Below are 20,925 nucleotides of genomic sequence, written 5' to 3'. Positions count from 1 at the left end.
AGTTGCCTTCGTCACTGGATGGCCTTAATATCGTGTCGTTTGGTGACAGAGCGCTCCCAAATACAGTAACGGGCGCGGCGGCCAGATGTGGTCCGGAACCCGTTACGGCCAGGTTCCGTTCTGCTCGCTGGCGTTCATGACCCGTTGGAGTGCGACGACGTATGCGCCGGTTCGGAGGGACGGGAGGTTTCGCTCCTCGTAGGCATCGACGAGGTTCTCGAACTGCTCGACGATAATCGAATCTAGTTCTTCGTTCACGCGCTCTTCGGACCAGTAGAAGCGCTGCCTGTTCTGGACCCACTCGAAGTACGAGACGATGACGCCGCCCGCGTTCGCGAGGATATCTGGAATGACCAGCGTCTCGCGGTCGCTGAGAACGTCGTCCGCTGCGGGGGTAATCGGGCCGTTTGCGGCCTCAGAGATGACGTCGGCGGAGATGTCCTGTGCCAGAGACTCGTCGATGGCGTTCTCAAGGGCGGCCGGGATCAACAGATCGACATCGAGTGTGAGCAATTCATCGTTCGTTAATTCCGCCGCTGCGTCCGGATAGCCGATGACACTCCCGGTTTCACGTTTGTAGTCCTTGACTGCGACGGGGTCGAACGACGATTCGCTGTAGATCGCCCCGCTCGAATCGGACACGGCGACGACATTGGCCCCCATCTCGTAGATGAGTTTCGCCGCGATCCAGCCGGCGTTCCCGTAGCCCTGGACCGCCACCGTCGCGCCTTTGAGGTCCTTGCCGAGATACTCGAAGGCTTCACGCGCCGCGACGACTGTCGACCGTCCGGTCGCTTCGACGCGGCCTTCGCTGCCGCCGCTTGCGAGGTCCTTTCCGGTGATGACGCCGGGCTCGGTCGTGTGTTCCAGTGTCTCGTAGGTGTCCTTGATCCAGTTCATCTCGCGCTGGCCCGTGTTAACGTCAGGGGCAGGCACGTCGCGGTCGGCTCCAATCAGTGGCGTCAGCTCCTTCGCGAACGAGCGCGTGACCCGTTCGAGTTCGCTCTCGGAATAGTTGCTCGGATCGATGACGATGCCGCCTTTCCCACCGCCGAGCGGGATGTCGCTCGTCGCCGTCTTGTACACCATCCACCCCGAAAGCGCCTTGACCTCGTCGCGGTCTACTTGTGGGTGATAGCGGATTCCGCCCTTGTACGGGCCACGGTCACCATTGAACTGCGACCGATACGCACGGAACACCTCGACTGACCCGTCGTCCATCTCGACAGAGAGGTTCGTTTCCAGTATCCGCTCGGGTGCTTTCAGCCGTTCCAGTTGTCCCTCTGAGATGTCCACGTATTGTGCTGCTGCATCGATCTGCGTCCGCAGGCTCTGGTACGGATTTACATCAGACATGTGTCCATGAGACCAATCGAGATACCAAAAGCTATCCATTTTTACCAGAAAATAATCATATATTTGGTTATAGATAAGGCTAACAGAACGGCTTACAACGGCGCTTTAGCTCAGCGAATCTTATCCTATCTTCAAACTACTATCAAATTTTGTTACTACTATATTTCCTGTTTTATCTGTTATCCGAACAGTGGTGTCCGTTTCGAGTGCCACAGCATCTGCAACCTGTTCCGTTCCGCGCACTGGAACATCGACCCGGTCGACATCCGGAATCAGGCAGTCACGATGCCCGGTACGTTCGAGCAGAGCGTCTCCGCTGGGGAAGTGCCAGATCCGGGTCACGGATTGGAACACTGGTACCGACATCGGTGCCTCGATGTGCCTGATAGCTCTCTTTTCCATCAAGCGACGTTGTACGTCCATCATAGCTGATCTGGGACGGGAGCCGCTGGACCTCTGGACGACGAGCGAGGACCGCCTGTGTTAGTCCATGTGCTGTCCGTCATGTCTCTCCGTGCGGTCCGGTCGTTGACCCATGGCACTCTATCGGAACGACCGCAGGAATGAGGAAATAATAAATTGTTTAGCAACGAAGTATATCGGACATCAGGTGTTTATTATTGAACCCCACATCCACATTCCGGCGACTGAACCCCTTCGTTTCCGACAGGTGGCGGCATCACGAACGAGTGTCCACTCACCGCGACAGTGGTCTCAGTGATAGCTCCGTGCCCGGGAGAGGCAGATGAGTGACGCCGGGAATCCGCTCGACACGGCACAGGTACTCGTGGTCGGTTCTACGAACTGGTGCGAGCAGTTCTCGGATGCGCTTGCATCGAGTACTGGGGCCACTATCCTCACCGCCGGGACAACACCGGCCGCTCTGGACATAGCGCGTCAGCGCTCAGTCGACTGCATGGTCACGGCAGCGACACTTAGCGACGGGAGTGGCACTGATTTGGTCCGACAGCTCCGGGACTCGGCTCCGGACCCTCCAGTCGTTCTCGGGGCAACGGACGGCAGTGAGGCCCTGGCGAGTGAGGCAATCGAGGCCGGCGTTTCCGACTACGTACCCCTTGCGGAGACAGACGGCCTGCAAATAGACGACTTGGTCGAACGAACCGAGAAGGTGCTCCGATCCACGCGGCGAGCGACCATGCAGCGCGAACGGGCACGGCAGTTCGACGCCGTCTTTCACGACACACAGACGGCCACGTGGGTCCTTGACCCGGATGGCTCGCTCGCCCGTGTGAATCAGACGGGACGGGCGATGATTGACGAGGACGTGGACGCGGTCATCGGTGACCCGTTCTGGACGCTGCCGTGGTGGTCCAGATCCGAGGCAACTGAACGCGACATCCGGCAACTCGTAGAAGCCGCACGCGACGGGCAGTTCGGGAACGTGGTCGTCCACCAGCCGACCACAGCCACAGACCGCGTTATCGAGCTCTCAGTTCGGCCGGTCGAGAACGACTTCGGCGACGTAACCTCGATTGTGATCGAAGGAATCGACATCACGGAGCAGGTCACCCTCGACCGCGACCTCCGCCAGTCCGAGGAGCTCCACCGAGTTACGCTCAGCAATATGACCGACACCGTTCTCATGACGAACGAGGACGGAGAGTACACCTACGTCTGCCCGAACGTCCACTTCATCTTCGGCTACACCGACGACGAGATCCGCGAGCAGGAAACGATCGATACGCTCCTCGGTGAGGACCTGTTCGACCGAGCGGAACTCGCCGAGAAGGGCGTTCTCAAGAACATCGAGTGTACCGTCACCGACAAAGCGGGTCACGAGCACACGCTGCTGGTCAACGTCCGCGAAGTCTCGATTCAGGACGGAACGCTACTGTATAGCTGCCGAGACATCACGAAACGGAAACAGCGCGAGGAAGCACTGACGACGCTGCAGGAGACCGCACGGAAGTTCCTCTACACAGAGACCAATCAGGAAATCGCCCAGCATATCGTCGATGACGTGCTCAGTGTGTTCGATGTCTCTGCGAGTGCAATCTATCTGCACGACGCCGAGACGAACGAACTCCAGCCAGTGGCACAGTCCCAGGCGATGACCGAACACCACGGGCCGCTGCCGGCCGTCCGCACGAACGACGACACGCTCCCGAGCCACAGCTTCGTCAACGACGAGACACTCGTGTTCGACGACGTCCATACGTCGGATCGGCTGGAAAACCGGGCGACCGACCTCCGGAGCGTGATGTTCATTCCGCTCGGCAATCACGGCGTGTTCGTCACCGGGTCGACTGCGGTCGGGGTGTTCGACGACGTGACACAGGAACTCACCGACCTGCTCGCAGCGACCGCCGAAGCCGCCCTTGACCGGGTCGTCCGGGAATCCCAGCTCCGGGAACAGGACCGCGAACTCCAGCGGCAAAACGAGCAACTGACCGCCCTGAATCACATCAACAACACGATTCGGGAGATAGACCAGACAATCGTCAGCGCCGAAACCCAGGACGAGATCAACCACACTGTCTGTGAACGGCTGACTGACACGGACCGATTCAAGTTTGCGTGGATCGGGAGTGTCGACCCGGGAGGTAGTACCGTCGAACCGCGAGCGTGGGCCGGCACCGAACAGGGGTATCTCGACAGTCAGCAAGTCACCGTCGCGCCCTCTGAGACCGAGCCCGCAGGCCAGACGGCTGCGACCGGCGACGTGACGATGATTCCCAACGTCGCCGCCGACCTCCGAAACGCGCCGTGGCGGTCGGACGCACTCACGCGCGATTTCCTCTCTGTGTTGAGTATCCCACTCGTGTACAACGACCTCAGGCACGGGATTCTCACCATCTATGCGGACACGAAAGACGCGTTCGACGAGACAACGCGCACTGTGTTGCACGAACTCGGCGAAACGATTGCCTCGGCACTCAGCGCCATCGAACGGAAACACGCGCTGCTTACGACCTCGGTGACCCGCGTCGAGTTCGCCATCGATGACGAGCGGTTCCTCCTGTCGCGACTGGCCCGGTCTGTGGGGTGTACGCTTTCCTACGAGGGTGGCATCCAACACGCGCCGGCCGGCAACAGCGTGTTCGTTACAGTCGAAGATGCTGACGTGCAAACAGTCGCGGCAGCCGCGGCCGATATGACGACGATTGACGACGTGACAGAGATAAGCGACGATGACACTGACACCGGCGTCCTGCGACTGGAGCTGTCACAGCCGTTCCTCGCAATAGAACTCGCCGACCACGGCGCTATCTTCCGGGAAGCGACCGCAGACTCGGCGGGAACGACACTCGTCGTTGATGTGCCACAGAGCGTCGACGTTCGAAATATCGCGCAACTGGTCGATAGTACCTTCTCTGGCGTCGAACTCAAGCGCAAGGAGACGCTCGAACGGGGTGTCGAGCAGGACCGGGGTTCGGAGTTCCTCACGGACCTCACGGAGCGGCAACTCGAAGTGATCCAGACCGCCTACTACAGCGGCTACTTCGAGTCACCGCGCACGAAGTCCGGCGAAGACATCGCGACGATGCTCGAAATCTCCCCACCGGCGTTCTACCAGCATGTCCGGACTGCCCAGCGGAAACTGTTCACCACACTGTTCGAAGAGCGGAGCGTCCCGGGTCTTGAGTCGTGAAGGGGGTTCAATAATAAACAAGCCAATCTCACCCTACTTCTTTGTTTAACCTCTGAATATTCCTTTGATGTCCTTCTATTCCTTAGTCGAGTGCTGGCGGTCGGACACCGTCACTCGTGAATACACATGAGAGATGTAGAGCAAGACCACGACGAGAAGACACCGTACGAGTGCTTTGCGTGTGGCACAGTCATCACTGCAGAGAGCCAACCGGAGAACTGTCGGGACTGCGGCGGCGAAATGCGCAACCGACTGACACCGCTGGAATAACGATGGGACCGGAACTGACCTCCGCCTCTCCGTCGGGTGAGTCGTCGTCAGGGTCGGAAACGGCGCTCGAAACAGCCCGGCTGCAGCTCCACAGAGCCGCGGACCACCTCGATATCGACCCGAACATCGTCGAACGGCTGAACCACCCGAAAAACGTCCACGAGGTCACCGTCCCGATTGAGCGGGACGATGGCACGGTGGAAGTGTTCACCGGGTTTCGAGCACAGCACGATAGCGTCCGAGGGCCGTACAAAGGTGGCCTCCGCTATCATCCCGACGTGACGAGGGATGAGTGCGTCGGACTCGGGATCTGGATGACCTGGAAGTGCGCGGTGATGGACCTCCCCTTCGGCGGCGCGAAAGGCGGTATCGCGGTCAATCCGAAAACGCTGAGCCGAGACGAGAAAGAACGGCTCACCCGCCGGTTCGCACAGGAACTCCGCGAGGTCATCGGTCCGAACCGAGACATACCAGCCCCGGACATGGGAACGGACCCACAGACGATGGCCTGGCTAATGGACGCTTACTCCATGCAAGAGGGCGAGACGATACCGGGCGTCGTCACCGGCAAGCCGCCTATCGTCGGTGGGAGCAAGGGGCGTGAAGACGCGCCCGGCCGGAGCGTCGCGATTATCACACAGCAGGTCTGTGAGTACTACGACCAGCCACTGTCGGACACCACTGTTGCGGTACAGGGTTACGGCAGCGTCGGTGCGAACGCAGCACGGTTACTCGACGAACAGGGTGCGACTGTCGTCGCGATCAGCGACGTGAACGGGGCGATGTACGACCCCGGCGGAATCGATACCGCGACAGTCCCGTCACACGACGAGGAACCGGAAGCGGTCACCGAGTACGCCGACACCGTGATTTCGAACGACGAACTGCTGACGCTGGACGTCGACGTTCTCATTCCGGCAGCACTCGGCAACGTCATCACCGAGGCGAACGCGGACGACATCGCCGCGGATTTCGTCGTTGAGGGGGCGAACGGGCCGACTACGTCCACTGCTGACTCAATTCTCGCTGACCGCGATGTCGTCGTGATTCCGGATATTCTGGCGAACGCCGGCGGCGTCACGGTGAGCTACTTCGAGTGGCTACAGGACATCAACCGTCGGTCATGGTCGCTTGAGCGCGTAAACGATGAACTCGACGAAGAGATGCGAGCGGCCTGGGACGCCGTTCGGACGGAGTTCGAAAAGCGCGACATCACGTGGCGTGATGCGGCATACATCGTCGCCCTTTCGCGCATTGCTGAGGCCCACGAAGCGCGCGGGCTCTGGCCGTAGCTCTGTTTCTGCCGGTCCCGGAACGGGTTCCACGCCTGCGTCCCAGCGCCGAGAAGTCGCTACTGTGCTTCTCTCAGTAGCAGAACTCGAACCGCGCCCCGCCAGCAGAGCCGTCTGTCACACGGACGCTCCAGCCGTGCGCATTGGCGATGTCTTCGACGATTGAGAGTCCGAAGCCAGTACCCCCTTTGGTAGACGTGACGCCGTGTTCGAGCACCTCCTCACGCTTCTCCGGAGGAATCCCGTCACCGTCGTCTTCGACGTAAAACCCGTCGCCGCCGTCTAACTGCCCGACAGTGACGGTGACGGTGTCCCCGCCGTGCTCGATAGCGTTTCTGAAGAGGTTCTCGAATAGCTGCGTCAACCGCCCGGCGTCACCAGCCACTGTCGGGACCGTGTCAGCAACCGTCAGCGTCGCTTCAGCGGTGTCGACGTATCCCCAGGCCTCCGTCGTCACAGCCTTGAGGTCGATCTGTTTCGCATCCGTAACTGTGGTCTCACCGCGCGATAGCGTCAGGAGGTCGTCGATCAGCCGCTCCATGCGATCATGTGCCGCCTCGATCCGGTCTACGTGACTGAGGTCGCCTGTCTCCTCGACGATGTCGAGAAACCCGATGGCGATGGATAGCGGATTCCGGAGGTCGTGGGCGACGACACTGGCGAACTCATCGAGCCGTTCGTTCTGCCGCTGGAGTTCGGCCTCGCGGCTTGCACGGGTGAATGCCGCCTCGACAGTCGCACCCAGTATCTGGAACAGATCCACGTCTGTATCAGAGAACGTCTGTTCCTGTGTCGTTCCGACGCCGATAAGCCCAAACTCGCCCAGCGGAACGAACAGACCGCTTCTGAGAGCCGTGCCGGTTTCGCCGAACGATGTCACGGACTGGATGTCATCGTATCGACGCACTTCTGAGGCCTGGAACGCCTCCCAGACAAACGCCGAATCGGACTGCACACGTGGCAGCTCACCGAACCGATCCCTCGTGGCTGCACTCGCCGACAGCGGAACAAGCTCGTCGGTCCGGTCGGCGTACTCCCAGATACCGGTGAGTTCGAACCCGAGAATCTCGACGGCAGCCTCGATCGCGATGTCTCCGATCTCGTCATTCGACCGTGCGCCACTGAGCCGCTGTGCTGTTTCCTGCAGCGACCGGAGTTTCGCCTCTAACTGTTTCTGCTCAGTGATGTCCTCTAACACGGCCAGTATGCTCACTATCTCTCCGTCAGGAGCAGTGATTGGGACAGCCGACAGGAGCAGATCTAGTTCCTCACCGGCTTTCGTCTTCCGTCGTACCTCCTTGCCCCGAATCGGCTCGCCGCTCAACACGCGCTCCCGGTGAGAGGCGAACTCAGCCTGGTGCTCGTCTGGGACCATCGGATTGAATTCGCCAAGCACCTCTTCGCTCGACCAGCCGAACATATTCTCGGCTCCATCGTTCCAGCGGGTGACCGTCCCGTCCGTGTCGATTTCCATGACAGTGAGCGGCGTCGCCTCGATGAGTGACTCCAGTCGCTGGTTCGTCGCTTCGAGTTTGCGTTCCCGCTCGACCTGCTCAGTCACGTTGCGGGCGATGCCGACGATCCGGACGATCTCGTCACCCACAATAACCGGCGCGAGGCTCGTGTCCCAGAACCGTGCGTCGTCAGCGATGTCCAGTTCTTCACGATACGATATCGGCGCACGCTGCTCGTAGCAACGAGTGTAGTTCGCCGCGAGTTCGGCACCGCGTTCGGCACCGAAGACCTGCCGCGGTGTTTGCCCTCGAACGTCCTCGGTCGTGAGTCCCGTCTGCGACTCGTAGCCGGGGCTGAGTCGCGCAAACTCGAACGCTGGCTCGCCACCGGCTGTCTCGACATCGAGCATGAATATGGCGTCACCGGAGGTGTTGAGCAGTGCCTCGTATTCCTCTGCAAGCTCTCGGTGCGCGCGCTCCTCGGCTCTTCGCTCGGTGATATCCTGGAAAACACCCCGAAGCACGGGCTCGTTGTCCTGCGAACCGTCGACGCGCTCCCCCCATGCCCGAACATCGCGTACCTCACCGTCTGTCCGAACGATTCGGAGATCGAGATCGTACGACTCCCGGGCCTCGATTGCCCGCTCGACGGCCTTCGTAATCGTCCCCCTGTCCTCAGGATGGTAGAACTCGACAGCGTCGTCGATAATCGGTTCGTAATCGTCGTCGACCCCGTGAATCCGACGCACTCCAGCGGACCAGTCGAGGTCGCCTGTAGACGGGTAGTACTCCCAGACACCGATATCAGCGATGGCTTGCACTCGTTCGAACAGGAACTCCTGTCGCTGGAGCTCCGCCCGGTCTTGTCTACGCGATATTTCGGCGCTCACGAGCTCTGAGAGTAGCTTCACGAACGTCCGCTCGAGCGCTCCAAAGGGAGCGACCCGCGTTGTGGGACTCGAAAAATTGACCGTCCCGTACCGACTCCCGTCAACGACCAATGGGACGCCGATGTACGATTCTAACTCGAACTCACGATATGCTGGGTGGGTTTCTCTCCCGTCGGCCACCGCATCGGTAAACGAACAGAGGGAATCTGTGCCCACGACTTCTTCGCAGTACGTCGATCCGATATCGAACTGATCCCCGGATTCGATTTCGGCAGTCGGCGCGTGCACTGCCGTGACCGTGTACTCATCCCCCTGAATGTGTGAGACGATGCCGATGTCGAGACCGAGCGTTTGACACCCCAGTTCGAGAAGTTCGTGAAGGCGTGTTTCGACCGAGACATCGCTGCTTGCCATGATATTCTGGAGTTCCCGGAGCGCGTCGCGCTCTCGCTCCAACTGTCGCTTGGCTTCGCTCTGTTCCGTGATGTCCCGAGCAACGACAAGCGCTTGACTGCTCTTGTTGCTCTGGAACGGTGTCACTCGGACATCAAGTGTGCGTTTATTGCCACCGGTCGTGATATCAAGCTGTAAGTCCGCGTCGTACAACCCCGTGACGCCACCGTCGCCCTCTATGTCATTGAGCGTCGAGCGGACCGCAGATGTAAACTGCTCCGCATCAGACGTGGAAACGCGGTCACCCACGACTGTCTCTAACTGCTGCCCCGCGACCTGCGTTGCCCGTTCCCCGGCAATCAGCCGTTTCGACGCCGCGTTCGCGAATTCGATCGTCCCCTCATCGTTCAGGACGAACACGGCGTCGTGGATGGTTTCGAGGATCGCTTCACTGCGCTCCAGTTCCAGTTCGCGCTCCCGCTCGGCCGTCGTTTCACGTGAAAAGACGGTGAGCCCGTCATCGTCCGGGAATACCCGCACTTCGACCCAGTACTCAAAGGGTTCGCCAAGGTACTGTTCGAACGACACCGGGTCACCGGTTTCCATTGCCGTTCGGTATTTGTCTTCGAGTTCCGTCCCAACTACCGAGGGGAACTCTTCCCAGATGACCGTACCGACGATAGCCTTGGGGTCGCGGCCGACCCGGTTAGCCATCTTCTCGTTTACGTATTCGATTCGCCATTGGCTGTCGACGGCATAAATCCCGTCAGTCGCCCGCTCTAAGGTTCGTTGGAAGCGGTCGGATAGCCGCTCGGCGGCCGCCTGTTTGCGAGCGGCATCGGTGAGCGTCTGGATGCGGCCCGCGAGCACCTCGAAACTGTTCTGGCCCGCGCGGATCGGAATGTAGTCGGAAACACCCGCCTGTGTCGCTTCGCTCGCAATTCGCTCGCTCCCGCGGCCGGTAAATAGAATCGTCGGTAGTTCGTACTCGCCAGCCCGGAGCCGATTCAGGAGGTCGATCCCCGTCCCGTCCGGCAGTGAATACGAGGTGACCACACAATCGATAGTCGATGTTTCGAGCGAGTCGAGAGCAGCCTCCACAGTCCCGACAGCTGTCATGTCAAAATCCGATGAGAGATGTGCGAGTTTCGTCTGTGTTAGCTCAGCAAACTCACCATCGTTGTTTACATACAGAACCTGAATGGAATCGGGAGTCCTGTCACCTGTGTAGGCCATTGGAACTACTACGTAGTGGGCTTTTATCAGTCGAGTGGCCCGGTTTTTATCTGTGATACTATTACGACCCGCCGAAATCAGAAATAACGGGTGTCAGGTGATTCAGTGCTGAAAATTTCCGCTATTGACACATACCACGTCCAAGATTAGAGTATAGGTTCTGATACTCGGGTCAGCAACTTTATCCTCCGAAGTTCGGTACAGTCGGTATCGTGTCAGAGATGTCGAGTATCGCTGTGCTTCATATCGATGATGAACCGGACTTTTTAGATGTGGCATCAGAAATACTCACACAGCAATCAGATAAACTCACTGTCGTCCCTGCGACGAGTGCTGCTGAAGGGCTCGACAGACTCGCGACGCGGTCTATTGACTGTATTGTCAGCGATTACCGGATGCCCGAGACGGACGGCATCGAACTCCTCGAAACCGTCCGTACGGAGTACCCTGATCTCCCGTTTATTCTTTTTACCGGAGAGGGGAGCGAAGCGGTCGCCAGCGATGCTATTGCCGCCGGTGCAACCGACTATCTGCGGAAAGGGCACGGCACGGAACGATACGAACTCCTCGCAAATCGTATCGAAAACGCCGTCGACCAGTACCGCACCAATCAGCGCGCTGCTGAACTTGAACGGGTTCGCGCTCTCGTAAGCAGTATCGACCAGGCTCTCATCCGGGCGAGTTCGCTCTCGGAGATCAAAACGCGTGTCTGTGAGATTATTAGCGACTCTGAACCCTACCGTTTTGCTTGGATCGGCGAGCCCAATCCTGAGACAGACCGAATCGAGCCACAGGCCTGGGCCGGCGTCGAAGACGAGTATCTCGATACGATTGTTGTCACGGCGGACGACTCTCCGACCGGACAGGGCCCCGCGGGCAGGGCCGTCCAGCACCGACGCATTGCTACGTCGCAGAACATTCAGGCTGACCCGGCGTTCGAGGTCTGGCGAGAGGAAGCACTCGACCGCGACTATCGGAGCAGTGCTGCGGTTCCGCTAGAATACAATGACACGCTTTATGGCCTTCTGTGCGTCTATTCGTCCCGTCCGTTCGCTTTCGCAGAGGACGAACAGGAGCTACTCACCGAACTCGGGAACAGCATCTCGCACGCCATACACTCGCTAAAGATCCGAAACGAACTCCGGACAGAACGGACTTTTATCGATCAGGCGCTCGATTCACTTGCCGATATATTCTACGTGCTTGATTCCGAAGGCAACGTCCAGCGCTGTAACGAACACTTCGAAAAGCTGGCCGGGTGCACCGACGAAGAGATGACGGACCTTGACGTACGCAGTCTTTTTCCGGAAGAGGAACGGGAGGCAGTCTCTAAGGCGATTGAGGAGGCGCTCACAACGGGGCACTCGACCATCGAAGCGGATTTCCGTACCGCAGAGGGGAACCGCGTTCCCTACGAGTTCACTGCTGACCGACTAACTGACGCCGACGGTACCATGATAGGGCTTGTCGGCACCGGTCGAAACATAGCCGAACGTACGAGGCGTGAACGGGAACTGCAGGATCAAAAAGAACAGCTGGAGCAGTTTGCCGCAACTGTCAGCCACGACCTGCGGAACCCGCTCAACGTCATACAGGGTCGGCTTGGACTCGTCCAAGCCGAACAGTCGAGCGATCATCTCGATGTGATCGAGACCGCGACTGATCGGATGGAACGCATTGTCGAGGACCTCCTCTGGCTCGCGCGGGAGCAACAAGAGATCGGGTCACTGGAACCTGTCGCAATCGACGCAGTCGCTGCGGCTGCGTGGAAGCTTGTCTCTGACCCTGCAGACGAGGCCGAGCTGTACTGTGATTGTGGGGCCGATGCACAGCCAGTGATAAAAGCTGACCCCGACCAACTCCGGCACCTGCTCGAAAACCTGTTCCGGAACACGATTGATCACGCAGGTCTAGACGTTACTGTGGTAGTCGGCGAGATTTTCGGAGACGCCAACGGATTCTACATCGAAGACGACGGTCCAGGCATCCCCGACGAGGACCGGGAAAAAGTGTTCGAGGCCGGCTACTCGACTTCCGAATCGGGGACTGGTCTGGGTCTCAACATCGTCAAACGAGTCGTTGACGCTCATGGCTGGGAGATTCACGCAACTGAGAGCTCGATGGGTGGGACACGATTCGAGATTACAGGTCTCGAAGCCGTGGAATAACCCCGGCTGACAAGCGGGTGCGCGCTCATCGCGACTGCCCATGCTGCGATTGCGGACGCTCAGTAACCACAGAGCCAATAAAATGAACTAAAACGTCACAGTCGTTATTCCCAAGTAACCCTGTTATCTCTAATAGGGTTCTGGTTCCCGCGCCACCTCTCCCCCACTGAATCCGGGCACCCTCAGCAAACGGCCCGGGCCCAGAACCCGTCGTCGTGGATGACGACCGTGAATGGTGCGGTGCACACTCCCCCCGGCTGCCCACCATTCCGTCGCTGGTAGCATTCGGGTGTATTGCTGACGCGACCGGACGGGAGTAACGCCCGTGAGAACTGTGCGACTTGCGGTCAAACCAACAGACAGCGAACGGATCCCGCAAGCATTTTATATATACTGGTAGCGGAGCTAGATGGGTTCTGAGCCTGTCCAATCGCGCTGGCTTTTCCCACACGATTGCCCGGGCCGGACCCCATCGTCAGTTTCGACGACTTCCGATGGTGCGTTGCACCCACCTCTCCCACCCCACAGCAACGTACCATTCGTTCGTGTGATCGGCAGAGCTGCGCGTTCCGGTGCTGACTGGATTGTGCAGACCTGCAACTGTGTTAAGGCTTACCACAAAAGATATGACCAACGGCGGCTTACGTAAACACGGGTTCTGGCTCCCGCTCTGGGCTTCTTCATACTTTGAGCCCACGCGTTTCACCCCATGCCTCGGATTCAGAACCCGATCGTGCCTCTGACTGCAGTGGGTGGCACACACGGTGCCCACCGCCACCCGTCATCCGCTTCCTTGCTGGAGCGCAACCTCTGTTTCGGCCACTCACGTTTCCGGGGGAACTCTCCAATCCGACCTACTTTTGTTCTAGGCGGTACACTAGCAGCGGGGCATGAACGAGTTACGTACTGGATTGAGTTATGGCGACGTTCTTCTCGTCCCGAAACGATCACCGGTCGACAGTCGGAGCGACATCGACCTCTCGACGCCCCTTACTCCAACCGTTGAACTAGACACGCCGCTCGTCTCGGCCGCGATGGACACTGTCACAGAGGCAGCACTGGCAATCGAGCTTTCGCGTTCAGGCGGGTTTGGGGTGTTGCATCGCTTCTTGACGCCGGACGAACAGGCCGAACAGGTCACGCAAGTGAAGACCGCGGACGAACGGGTCGGTGCTGCCGTCGGTATAAATGAGGATTACGTGGCGCGGAGCGCGGCCGTCATTGCGGCCGGCGTTGATGCGCTCGTCGTCGACGTAGCCCATGGTCATCTTGAGCGGGCGCTTGATGCCGTCGAGACGCTCGCTGACGAGTTTCCCGACACTGACCTCATCGCCGGCAACGTTGCGACGCCCGCAGGTGTTGAAGACCTTGCCGCCGCCGGAGCCGACTGTGTCAAAGTCGGCATCGGACCGGGGTCACACTGTACCACCCGGAAGGTCGCGGGTGCCGGCGTCCCACAGCTGACCGCTGTCGATGACTGCGCCACAGCCGCTGCGGATCTTGACATCACCCTCTGTGCGGATGGCGGGATTCGCACGTCTGGTGATGCGGTGAAAGCCCTCATGGCCGGTGCCGATACCGTGATGCTCGGCAGCCTCTTTGCCGGCACGGAGGAGGCTCCCGGTGCGATCGTCGAAGTCGACGGGACGCAGTACAAGCGGTCGCGGGGGATGGCGACCACCGCCGCGGCCGAAGACCGTGACGACAAACAGAACAACGTCAGCGCTGACGAGGGAGTCGAAGCACTGACTCCGTACAAAGGCTCGGTCGCTGCTGTGGCTGAGGAATTCTGTGCCGGCATTCGCTCCGGACTCTCCTACTGTGGCGGACAGACCATCGCTACGGCCCGTGATAAGGCGGAGTTCATCCGTGTCGCCCAGAGCGCGAAAGAACGCGAGGGGTACCACACGGACCACGACTGGGAAGGCGTTAACGTGGAGAGTGAAGCCACACAGGTCCGTACCGCCGGCACCGAGGCGACAGTCGACAGCGACGACTGAACCGGCTTCAGTGTGTTCGAGAAAGGTGCCCGCGTGATGAACTTCAACCCCACCGGTCCGCGCCACTCTCGCTGATGAAGGAGTTGGGAGACTGGAGTTCCGGCGATGTTGTTGCCTTCGCTATTCGCCGTCCCCGTCAGCCGCGGGCAGGTCGTCGTCTGTCTCTCCAGCGCTCTGCAACAGGAGATCCGTACCGGCTGCGGCAACCATACCAACGCCGACTGCGCGCAACTGCCGGCGATACGCTGGCTTCACCTGCAACTCCGACGCATTGTCGAAGTTCTTTCCGATCATGGATTTGATGAACTTGACACTTATCTGCGGGAAGAGCGCAGTCACGACCCCCTGGAAGAGGACGACTGCTGCACTGAGCTTACGACTTTTTCGACTATCCAACATACATTCATCTACGCGTCCGACAGGAATTACTATTGCGACTAATCCACTGCAGTGAGAACCGTAGAAACTGTTTTATTGGTGACTGGAGCGCGTCGCCCAGGCCTCGCACGCCGTTCGAATCGGCCGCCTGTACGCCCAGTCCCCCGCCGGCTCTGCTACCCTGCCTTCCGCACCGTCACCGCCGAATGCTTGTACTCGGGAATCTCGGCGACCGGGTCGAGTGAGTCACCGGTTAGGGCGTTTGCGAGCGGGTCCAGATAGTGGAACGTGCAGAATACGACACCGGGCCGAATGGCCGCCGTCACAGCCGCCGACACTGTCACGCTGCCCCGGCCGTTCTCCACGACGACAGCATCGCCGTCCTCGATACCGCGAGCGGCAGCGTCGTCTGGATGGATTTCGAGCACGTCCTCTCCGCGCATTCGCATGAGTGTCTCCGACCGGCGAGTGAGCGCGCCGCTGTTGAAGTGCTGGAGCGCGCGTCCCGTCGTGAGCACGAGCTGGTCCCCGGAGACGGCATCGGCTGGCGGTGTCGGCGAGACTGGGCGTAGCGGCGCCGTTTGTTCGCCCGAGGCGAACGTCTCCGTGTGGAGCACGTCGGTTCCGGAATCGGCGTCTGCCGGGAACGGCCAGCGCTGGTAGCCCTCACCGATGCCGTCGTAACTCATACCGGCGTACAGCGGAGTGACCCGCGTTAGCTCCTCGAACACCGCTTCAGGCCCGTCGTAGTCGAACGCGTCTGGCTGGTCGACCAACCGATGACCGAGGTCTGTGAGGATATCGAGGTCCCGGCGGGCGTTTCCGGGCAGATCGGCGTTCGGCCGCATCCGCATCACCCGCCGGTCCGTGTTGGTCACGGTCCCCGCTTTCTCCGCCCAGCTGCTTCCCGGCAGCACGACATCGGCGTGGTCGACGGTCGCTGTCTCGAAGAGGTCGATGACGACGCAGAAATCGAGGTCGTCAAAGCCGGCCCTGACAGAACTGGCGTTCGGTTCCGTGACGGCCGGGTTCTCGCCGAACACCACCGCAGCCTTGACCGCGTCGCCGAACTGATGTGTCGCAGTCGTCTCCGTCAGGCCGGGTTCGCTCGGCGGCTCGACACCCCACTCGTCGGCGACACGCTGTCGAGCATCCGGGTCCGTAACGGGTTCGTAGCCGGGGAGCACGCTGGGAAGCGCGCCAACGTCGCCGGCCCCCTGGACGTTGTTCTGGCCACGGAGGGGGTTCACACCCGTGCCCGGGCGACCGACGTTGCCGGTCAACAGCGCGAGGTTCAACAGCGCGTGGACGTTGTCGGTCCCGCACGTGTGCTGGCTCATTCCCATCCCGGTGACGATTGCCGCTGTATCGGCCTCGGCGTATGCTCGGGCTGCCTCCCGAACGGTTTCCGGGTCGACGCCGGCTACGTCGGCATCCGATCCGACGTCGACGTTGTCGAGATGTGCCGTCAAGTCTGAATAGCCGGTTGTACGTTCCTCGACAAAGGACTCGTCGACGAGGTCCTCGTCGAGAACGACTTTCGCCATCGAATTGAGGAGTTCGATATCGTATCCGGGGCGAACATCGAGGTGGATGTCGGCGGCATCGGTCGTGTCCGTCTCGCGCGGGTCGATATGGATGAGCGTGGCCCCGTTCCGAATCGCCGGCAGGAAATACGACCGGAAAATGACGGGGTGCTGTTCGGCCGGATTCGCGCCGGTGACGAGCAGACAGTCGGTTTCCGCGAGGTCATCGAGCGTGTTCGTCATCGCTCCGGCACCGAACCGCTCGCTCATCGCGGCGACCGTCGACGAATGACAGAGGCGAGCGCAGTTGTCGACGTTGTTGGTGCCGAGCATCCGCGCAATCTTCTGAAAGACGTAGTTTTCCTCGTTCGTGCAGTTCGAGGACGCGAAGAACTCGACGGCGTCCGGCCCGTGCTGGTCGACGATGTCATTGAGCCGGTCGGCCACGCGAGCCATGGCGGTTTCCCAGGGCGCAGTGGCGAACTGCCCGTTCTCACGGACGAGTGGCTCGGTCAGTCGGTCCCCGTGTTCGACCACGTCGTACGCGGCTCCACCCTTCGGACAGATCTCTCCTTTCGTGTTCACTGGCCCCGCTGTGCCGGTCGCCTTTCCGTTGTCCGCGTACTGTATCGTACAGCCGACGCCGCAGTACGGACAGACTGTCTGCTCGGCCCGGGGATTTCGGTTCTGGTCGGTGCCCATTTCTACGCTGAGTAATGGGAGTGCAGCTACAAGTAGCCGACCGGTAAAACGTAGGCGATTTTATCAGGGTAGCAAAACGACGCCACTTGAACGCCCTAGAACTGTGCTCCGGTCTGGTGTGGGTGACCGTGTGCGGGTGCGCTGCCAGTTTCGAGAGCCACACCACATACTGTAATGGGGCCTCACTCGTAGTACCGGCAGATGCGACTAGCCCTGTCGACTGTGCAACTCGTCGCGCTCCTTGCGGTAGTTCTTGGCACACTGATCGTTGCGATGTCGTTTGCCGTCGATACAACCAGCGCCCGTCCTGAACCAGTCCCGTTTGATAACACTGTCCAGCGTGGGATCACGATGGCCGACGAACAGATCGCCCGGAATCGGAGCATCAGCGTTCCGCGGGCGCAAGTCTTCTACTCACAGTACCACTACGTTGTCGGCTACGTCGGCATCGATCAGGCTGTGACCGCGCTCACGGAACCGGGGCACGAGCAGCAGTTCGGCTATCCACTTGCGGTGTACGTTTCTGACTACAGTGACCGGCCAGTCAGGTGCGGTGACGACGGCTCGCTCCGGACCGCAACGCCGCCGGACTGGGTCGAAGCTAATCAGGCCTACTACGTCGTCGACGGGTCGGCGCGGGTCCCGTCCGGGTCGGCAGTTGTGCCGTTCGCCGACCGGGACGACGCCGAAGCGTTCACCGATAGCTGTGGCGGTCGAATCGTCGACTGGGAGGCCCTCAAGACACACTCGTTCGACCTCCAGCAGGCGGCGGCAGTCCGAAAACAGGTCGGTCCGCGGCGAAATGATGCGAACGCAATCGTACAGGCAACACGACAGCGTCGAGACCGACCTGTCTCTGTCGAAGTCGGAACCGATGCCCCAACGGTGCAGGCGGCCGTCGATGCGGCCCCGCCGAACACGACGGTCGTTGTCCCGACCGGGACGTACAACGAGCAGGTGACGATAGACAAACCACTCACACTCCGCGGTTCCGGAGCGACGCTCGACGGTGGTGGGAACGGTACTGTCGTGACAGTGACCGCCGACCGGGTCGGCGTCACCGGGTTCGAAATCGTCGGCGTCGGCAACAGGACAGTCGGCGACCCAGCGACGGCCAACGACAGCGCCTGGGACGCGACCGTCACGACCGCCTACGGCAACAGCGACGCCGCCGTGACCGGTCGCAACGTTTCAGGACTGTACGTCGCGAATCTCACCGCCGAGACGCCCGCAAGCGGCGTCGTTCTGCGACAGGCATCCGGCTCGGTCGTCGAGAACGTCACGGTCAACGGGACGGCAGACTGGCAGGACGGGTTTATGGGCGTTATCGGGATGCATGGGCCGATTGTCGTGCAGGACTCGGTGTTCAACGGCGGGCGTGACGGCGTGTATCTCCACCGGGCCGACGGGACCGTCATCCGGAACAACACCTTCCGGGACAACCGCTTCGGCGTCCACCTGATGTACACCTCCCGGTCGCTCGTTGCCGACAACGTCGCCCGGGGACAGGAGTACGCTGGTGTCGTCGTCATGACGAACCCCGTGGCGAACGCCATCGTCGGGAACGACGTGCGCCACTCCGGGAGTGGCGTCATGTTAGCCGGCTCCCGGAGCTATATTGCGCACAACGTGGTGGTCGACACTACGCAGGCGATGTCGACCAACGCCGACCAGTCCCTGTACGAGCACAACGTCCTGTACGGGAACGACATCGGTGTGAGAGCGTCGACAGTCGTCCCGTCGAACATCGTCACCGAGAACGATTTCATCGCAAACGACCGCCACGCCGTCTCCGGGCCGGGGCCGCTACGCGTGTACACACACGACGGCAGAGGGAACTACTGGAGCGGCGCGTACGACCTCACTGGCAGAACTGGCCCGGTGCTGGCCCAGTCCTACTCACCCACCGATTCCGTCGACCGTCGGCTCCATCAGACTGACGCCGCCATCGCCCTCAGGTCGGCCCCGAGCGTCCGGGGTCTCCGAGCGCTTCGCGGCACCACACCCGGCTTTCGCCGGGGAAGCATCGTCGACAGGGCACCTCTGTCGGACCCTGCGAATCCCGAGACCGTCAGGCGACTTCGAAACGAGACAGCCATGGAGGACCCAGCATGACCGGCGAGACGTACCTCACGGCGTCGGATGTCACGAAATCGTACGGTGATGTGACGGCCGTCTCAGAAGTATCACTCGACATCCCGTCCAACGCCGTCACCGGATTCATCGGTCCGAACGGGTCCGGGAAAACGACGCTCCTGCGCATGCTTCTGGGCGTCGAGCGACCCACAAGCGGCACCGTCTCGTACAGCGGGCCTGACGCCGAACGGCAACTGGGCTACCTGCCACAGCGGCCGACCTTCCGGCCGGGGTTCAGCGTCCGGGAGACGGCCGGATTCTACGCGGACCTCGTCGACGACGATCCGGACCGACTGCTTGAACGTGTCGGCCTCGAAGAAGTGGCCAGCCGCCCCGTCTCAGGACTCTCCGGGGGAATGACGCGCCTGCTGGGAATCGCGCAGGCACTGGCCGGCGACCCGCCGATTGTGATGCTCGACGAGCCAGCGAGCGGGCTCGACCCGGCGATGAGCCGTCTGATATTCGACATCGTCGAATCGATTGCCGACGCCGGTCGCGCCGTGGTTCTGTGCTCGCACGAACTGCCACTCGTCGAGGAAACGGCTGACCGACTGGTTGTGCTCGAGTCCGGTCGCCTTGTCCGAACCGGGTCGGTTGCATCTCTGCGGGAACAGACCGGCGGGCCGCTCCACGAGACGTTTACAGCGCTTCTCGAACAGGACAGAACCACTATCGCTGCGCCGGGGGGAGAGAAGCCATGACAGCGGGCGGTCGCTTCTGGACGGTCTTCGTCCGAGAGGTCCGGAGCGCAGTCAGGACACGCACATATATCGCCCTCGGTGTGGTCACGGGGGTTGTTCTGTTCGGCCTCGCCCACGCCGGCGGTGGCCCAGCCGGCGGCTACGTTCCAACCGTCGTTGATACGCTCGTCGCCGTCGAAGTACTCGTGCCGACGCTTGCCTTTGCCGTCGGCTATCGCGCGATTGCTGACCCCGCCGTCCGGGGCGAACTCGACATCCTCGACACCTATCCGCTGTCGACGTGGGCGTACGTCGGCGGAGTGTACGCGGGCCGCGCCCTGCTGTTGCTCACTATTGTCGTCGGTCCGTTGCTGGCGCTGGGCATCAACGTGGCGACGACTGCAGGACCGGAGACGACGGTGTTTGCGAGCCATCGCGGCGTCGACTCACCGTTCCTGTTCATCCGGTTTATCGCGCTGACCGTCCTGTATGCGCTCTCCTCGCTGACTATCGCGTTCCTGCTGTCAGCGCTCGCCGGCAGCCGGGGCCGGGCGCTTGTGCTCGCACTCGCCGGGCTGCTCGTCCTCACTGTCGGAAGTGATCTGGCGGTATTCGCAGCGCTTGACACCGGTGTTACCACGGACACCCTCGGCGGCGCGCTCGCCATGACCCCGGCGGGAGCCTACCGCGGACTCGTGTTCGATCAGGTCCTGTACGTCGCTGTTCCGGGCCGGTCGGCGTTCGTCCCGACGTGGGTCGCCTCCCTTTCGTTGCTGTTCTGGTGGGGACTCACGTTTGTGGGGGCGATGCTCGCGACGGATGCGGCCTGAG

13 protein-coding genes are annotated in these 20,925 nt (G+C 60.9%); 8 read left to right on the top strand and 5 right to left on the bottom strand.

What is annotated here, in order from left to right:
- Positions 1–102: 102 nt before the first annotated feature.
- On the bottom strand, positions 103–1,356 hold the full coding sequence (locus DVK00_RS14485; RefSeq protein ID WP_121577917.1) for a Glu/Leu/Phe/Val dehydrogenase: 1,254 nt from the start codon (positions 1,354–1,356) through the stop codon (positions 103–105).
- Between the two features lie 120 nt (positions 1,357–1,476).
- Positions 1,477–1,758 (bottom strand): hypothetical protein, encoded by a 282-nt coding sequence (locus DVK00_RS14480; protein ID WP_233560801.1) that lies wholly within the window; start codon positions 1,756–1,758, stop codon positions 1,477–1,479.
- A 343-nt stretch (positions 1,759–2,101) separates the two neighbouring features.
- Here DVK00_RS14480 and DVK00_RS14475 point away from each other — a divergent pair, with 343 nt between their 5' ends.
- From DVK00_RS14475 to gdhB, 3 genes are all read left to right on the top strand, one after another.
- Complete coding sequence (locus DVK00_RS14475; RefSeq protein WP_121577915.1) at positions 2,102–4,969, top strand: bacterio-opsin activator domain-containing protein; 2,868 nt, start codon at positions 2,102–2,104, stop codon at positions 4,967–4,969.
- Positions 4,970–5,095: 126 nt separating this feature from the next.
- Positions 5,096–5,239 carry a rubrerythrin-like domain-containing protein gene (locus DVK00_RS14470; protein WP_121513159.1) on the top strand — a complete coding sequence of 48 codons (144 nt, stop codon included), beginning with the start codon at positions 5,096–5,098 and terminating at the stop codon, positions 5,237–5,239.
- A gap of 2 nt (positions 5,240–5,241) precedes the next feature.
- Positions 5,242–6,531 (top strand): glutamate dehydrogenase GdhB, encoded by a 1,290-nt coding sequence (gdhB, locus tag DVK00_RS14465; protein ID WP_101351600.1) that lies wholly within the window; start codon positions 5,242–5,244, stop codon positions 6,529–6,531.
- A gap of 73 nt (positions 6,532–6,604) precedes the next feature.
- Here the strand turns inward: gdhB and DVK00_RS14460 are convergent, their stop codons facing one another.
- Positions 6,605–10,504: a PAS domain-containing protein gene (locus DVK00_RS14460; RefSeq protein ID WP_121577914.1), complete on the bottom strand. Its 3,900-nt coding sequence runs from the start codon at positions 10,502–10,504 to the stop codon at positions 6,605–6,607.
- Positions 10,505–10,725: 221 nt separating this feature from the next.
- Here DVK00_RS14460 and DVK00_RS14455 point away from each other — a divergent pair, with 221 nt between their 5' ends.
- Positions 10,726–12,672 (top strand): ATP-binding protein, encoded by a 1,947-nt coding sequence (locus DVK00_RS14455; protein WP_101351922.1) that lies wholly within the window; start codon positions 10,726–10,728, stop codon positions 12,670–12,672.
- 890 nt (positions 12,673–13,562) lie between these two features.
- Positions 13,563–14,672: a guanosine monophosphate reductase gene (locus DVK00_RS14450; RefSeq protein ID WP_101351598.1), complete on the top strand. Its 1,110-nt coding sequence runs from the start codon at positions 13,563–13,565 to the stop codon at positions 14,670–14,672.
- A gap of 120 nt (positions 14,673–14,792) precedes the next feature.
- Here DVK00_RS14450 and DVK00_RS14445 read toward each other — a convergent pair whose 3' ends face one another.
- Both DVK00_RS14445 and fdhF read right to left on the bottom strand, forming a co-directional pair.
- Complete coding sequence (locus DVK00_RS14445; protein WP_101351597.1) at positions 14,793–15,071, bottom strand: hypothetical protein; 279 nt, start codon at positions 15,069–15,071, stop codon at positions 14,793–14,795.
- A gap of 155 nt (positions 15,072–15,226) precedes the next feature.
- A complete protein-coding gene (gene fdhF / locus DVK00_RS14440; protein ID WP_121577913.1) occupies positions 15,227–17,278 on the bottom strand; it encodes a formate dehydrogenase subunit alpha in 2,052 nt (683 codons plus the stop codon).
- Between the two features lie 201 nt (positions 17,279–17,479).
- On the opposite strand from fdhF, the gene DVK00_RS14435 reads away from it, so the two are divergent.
- From DVK00_RS14435 to DVK00_RS14425, 3 genes are read left to right on the top strand one after another with little or no spacing between them, the layout of a single operon-like run.
- Positions 17,480–19,393 carry a NosD domain-containing protein gene (locus tag DVK00_RS14435; RefSeq protein ID WP_121577912.1) on the top strand — a complete coding sequence of 638 codons (1,914 nt, stop codon included), beginning with the start codon at positions 17,480–17,482 and terminating at the stop codon, positions 19,391–19,393.
- Complete coding sequence (locus DVK00_RS14430; protein ID WP_101351594.1) at positions 19,390–20,115, top strand: ABC transporter ATP-binding protein; 726 nt, start codon at positions 19,390–19,392, stop codon at positions 20,113–20,115. Before DVK00_RS14435 ends, DVK00_RS14430 begins: the two co-directional genes overlap by 4 nt.
- A complete protein-coding gene (locus tag DVK00_RS14425; protein WP_101351593.1) occupies positions 20,112–20,924 on the top strand; it encodes an ABC transporter permease in 813 nt (270 codons plus the stop codon). The genes DVK00_RS14430 and DVK00_RS14425 overlap by 4 nt, the downstream gene beginning before the upstream one ends.
- The last annotated feature ends 1 nt before the right edge of the window (position 20,925 follow it).

It is taken from the genome of Haloarcula sp. Atlit-47R, assembly GCF_003665985.1.
GTDB lineage: Archaea > Halobacteriota > Halobacteria > Halobacteriales > Haloarculaceae > Haloarcula > Haloarcula taiwanensis.
The sequence above is the reverse complement of the archived record's forward strand: the minus strand, read 5'-3'. Positions and strand labels throughout refer to the sequence as shown.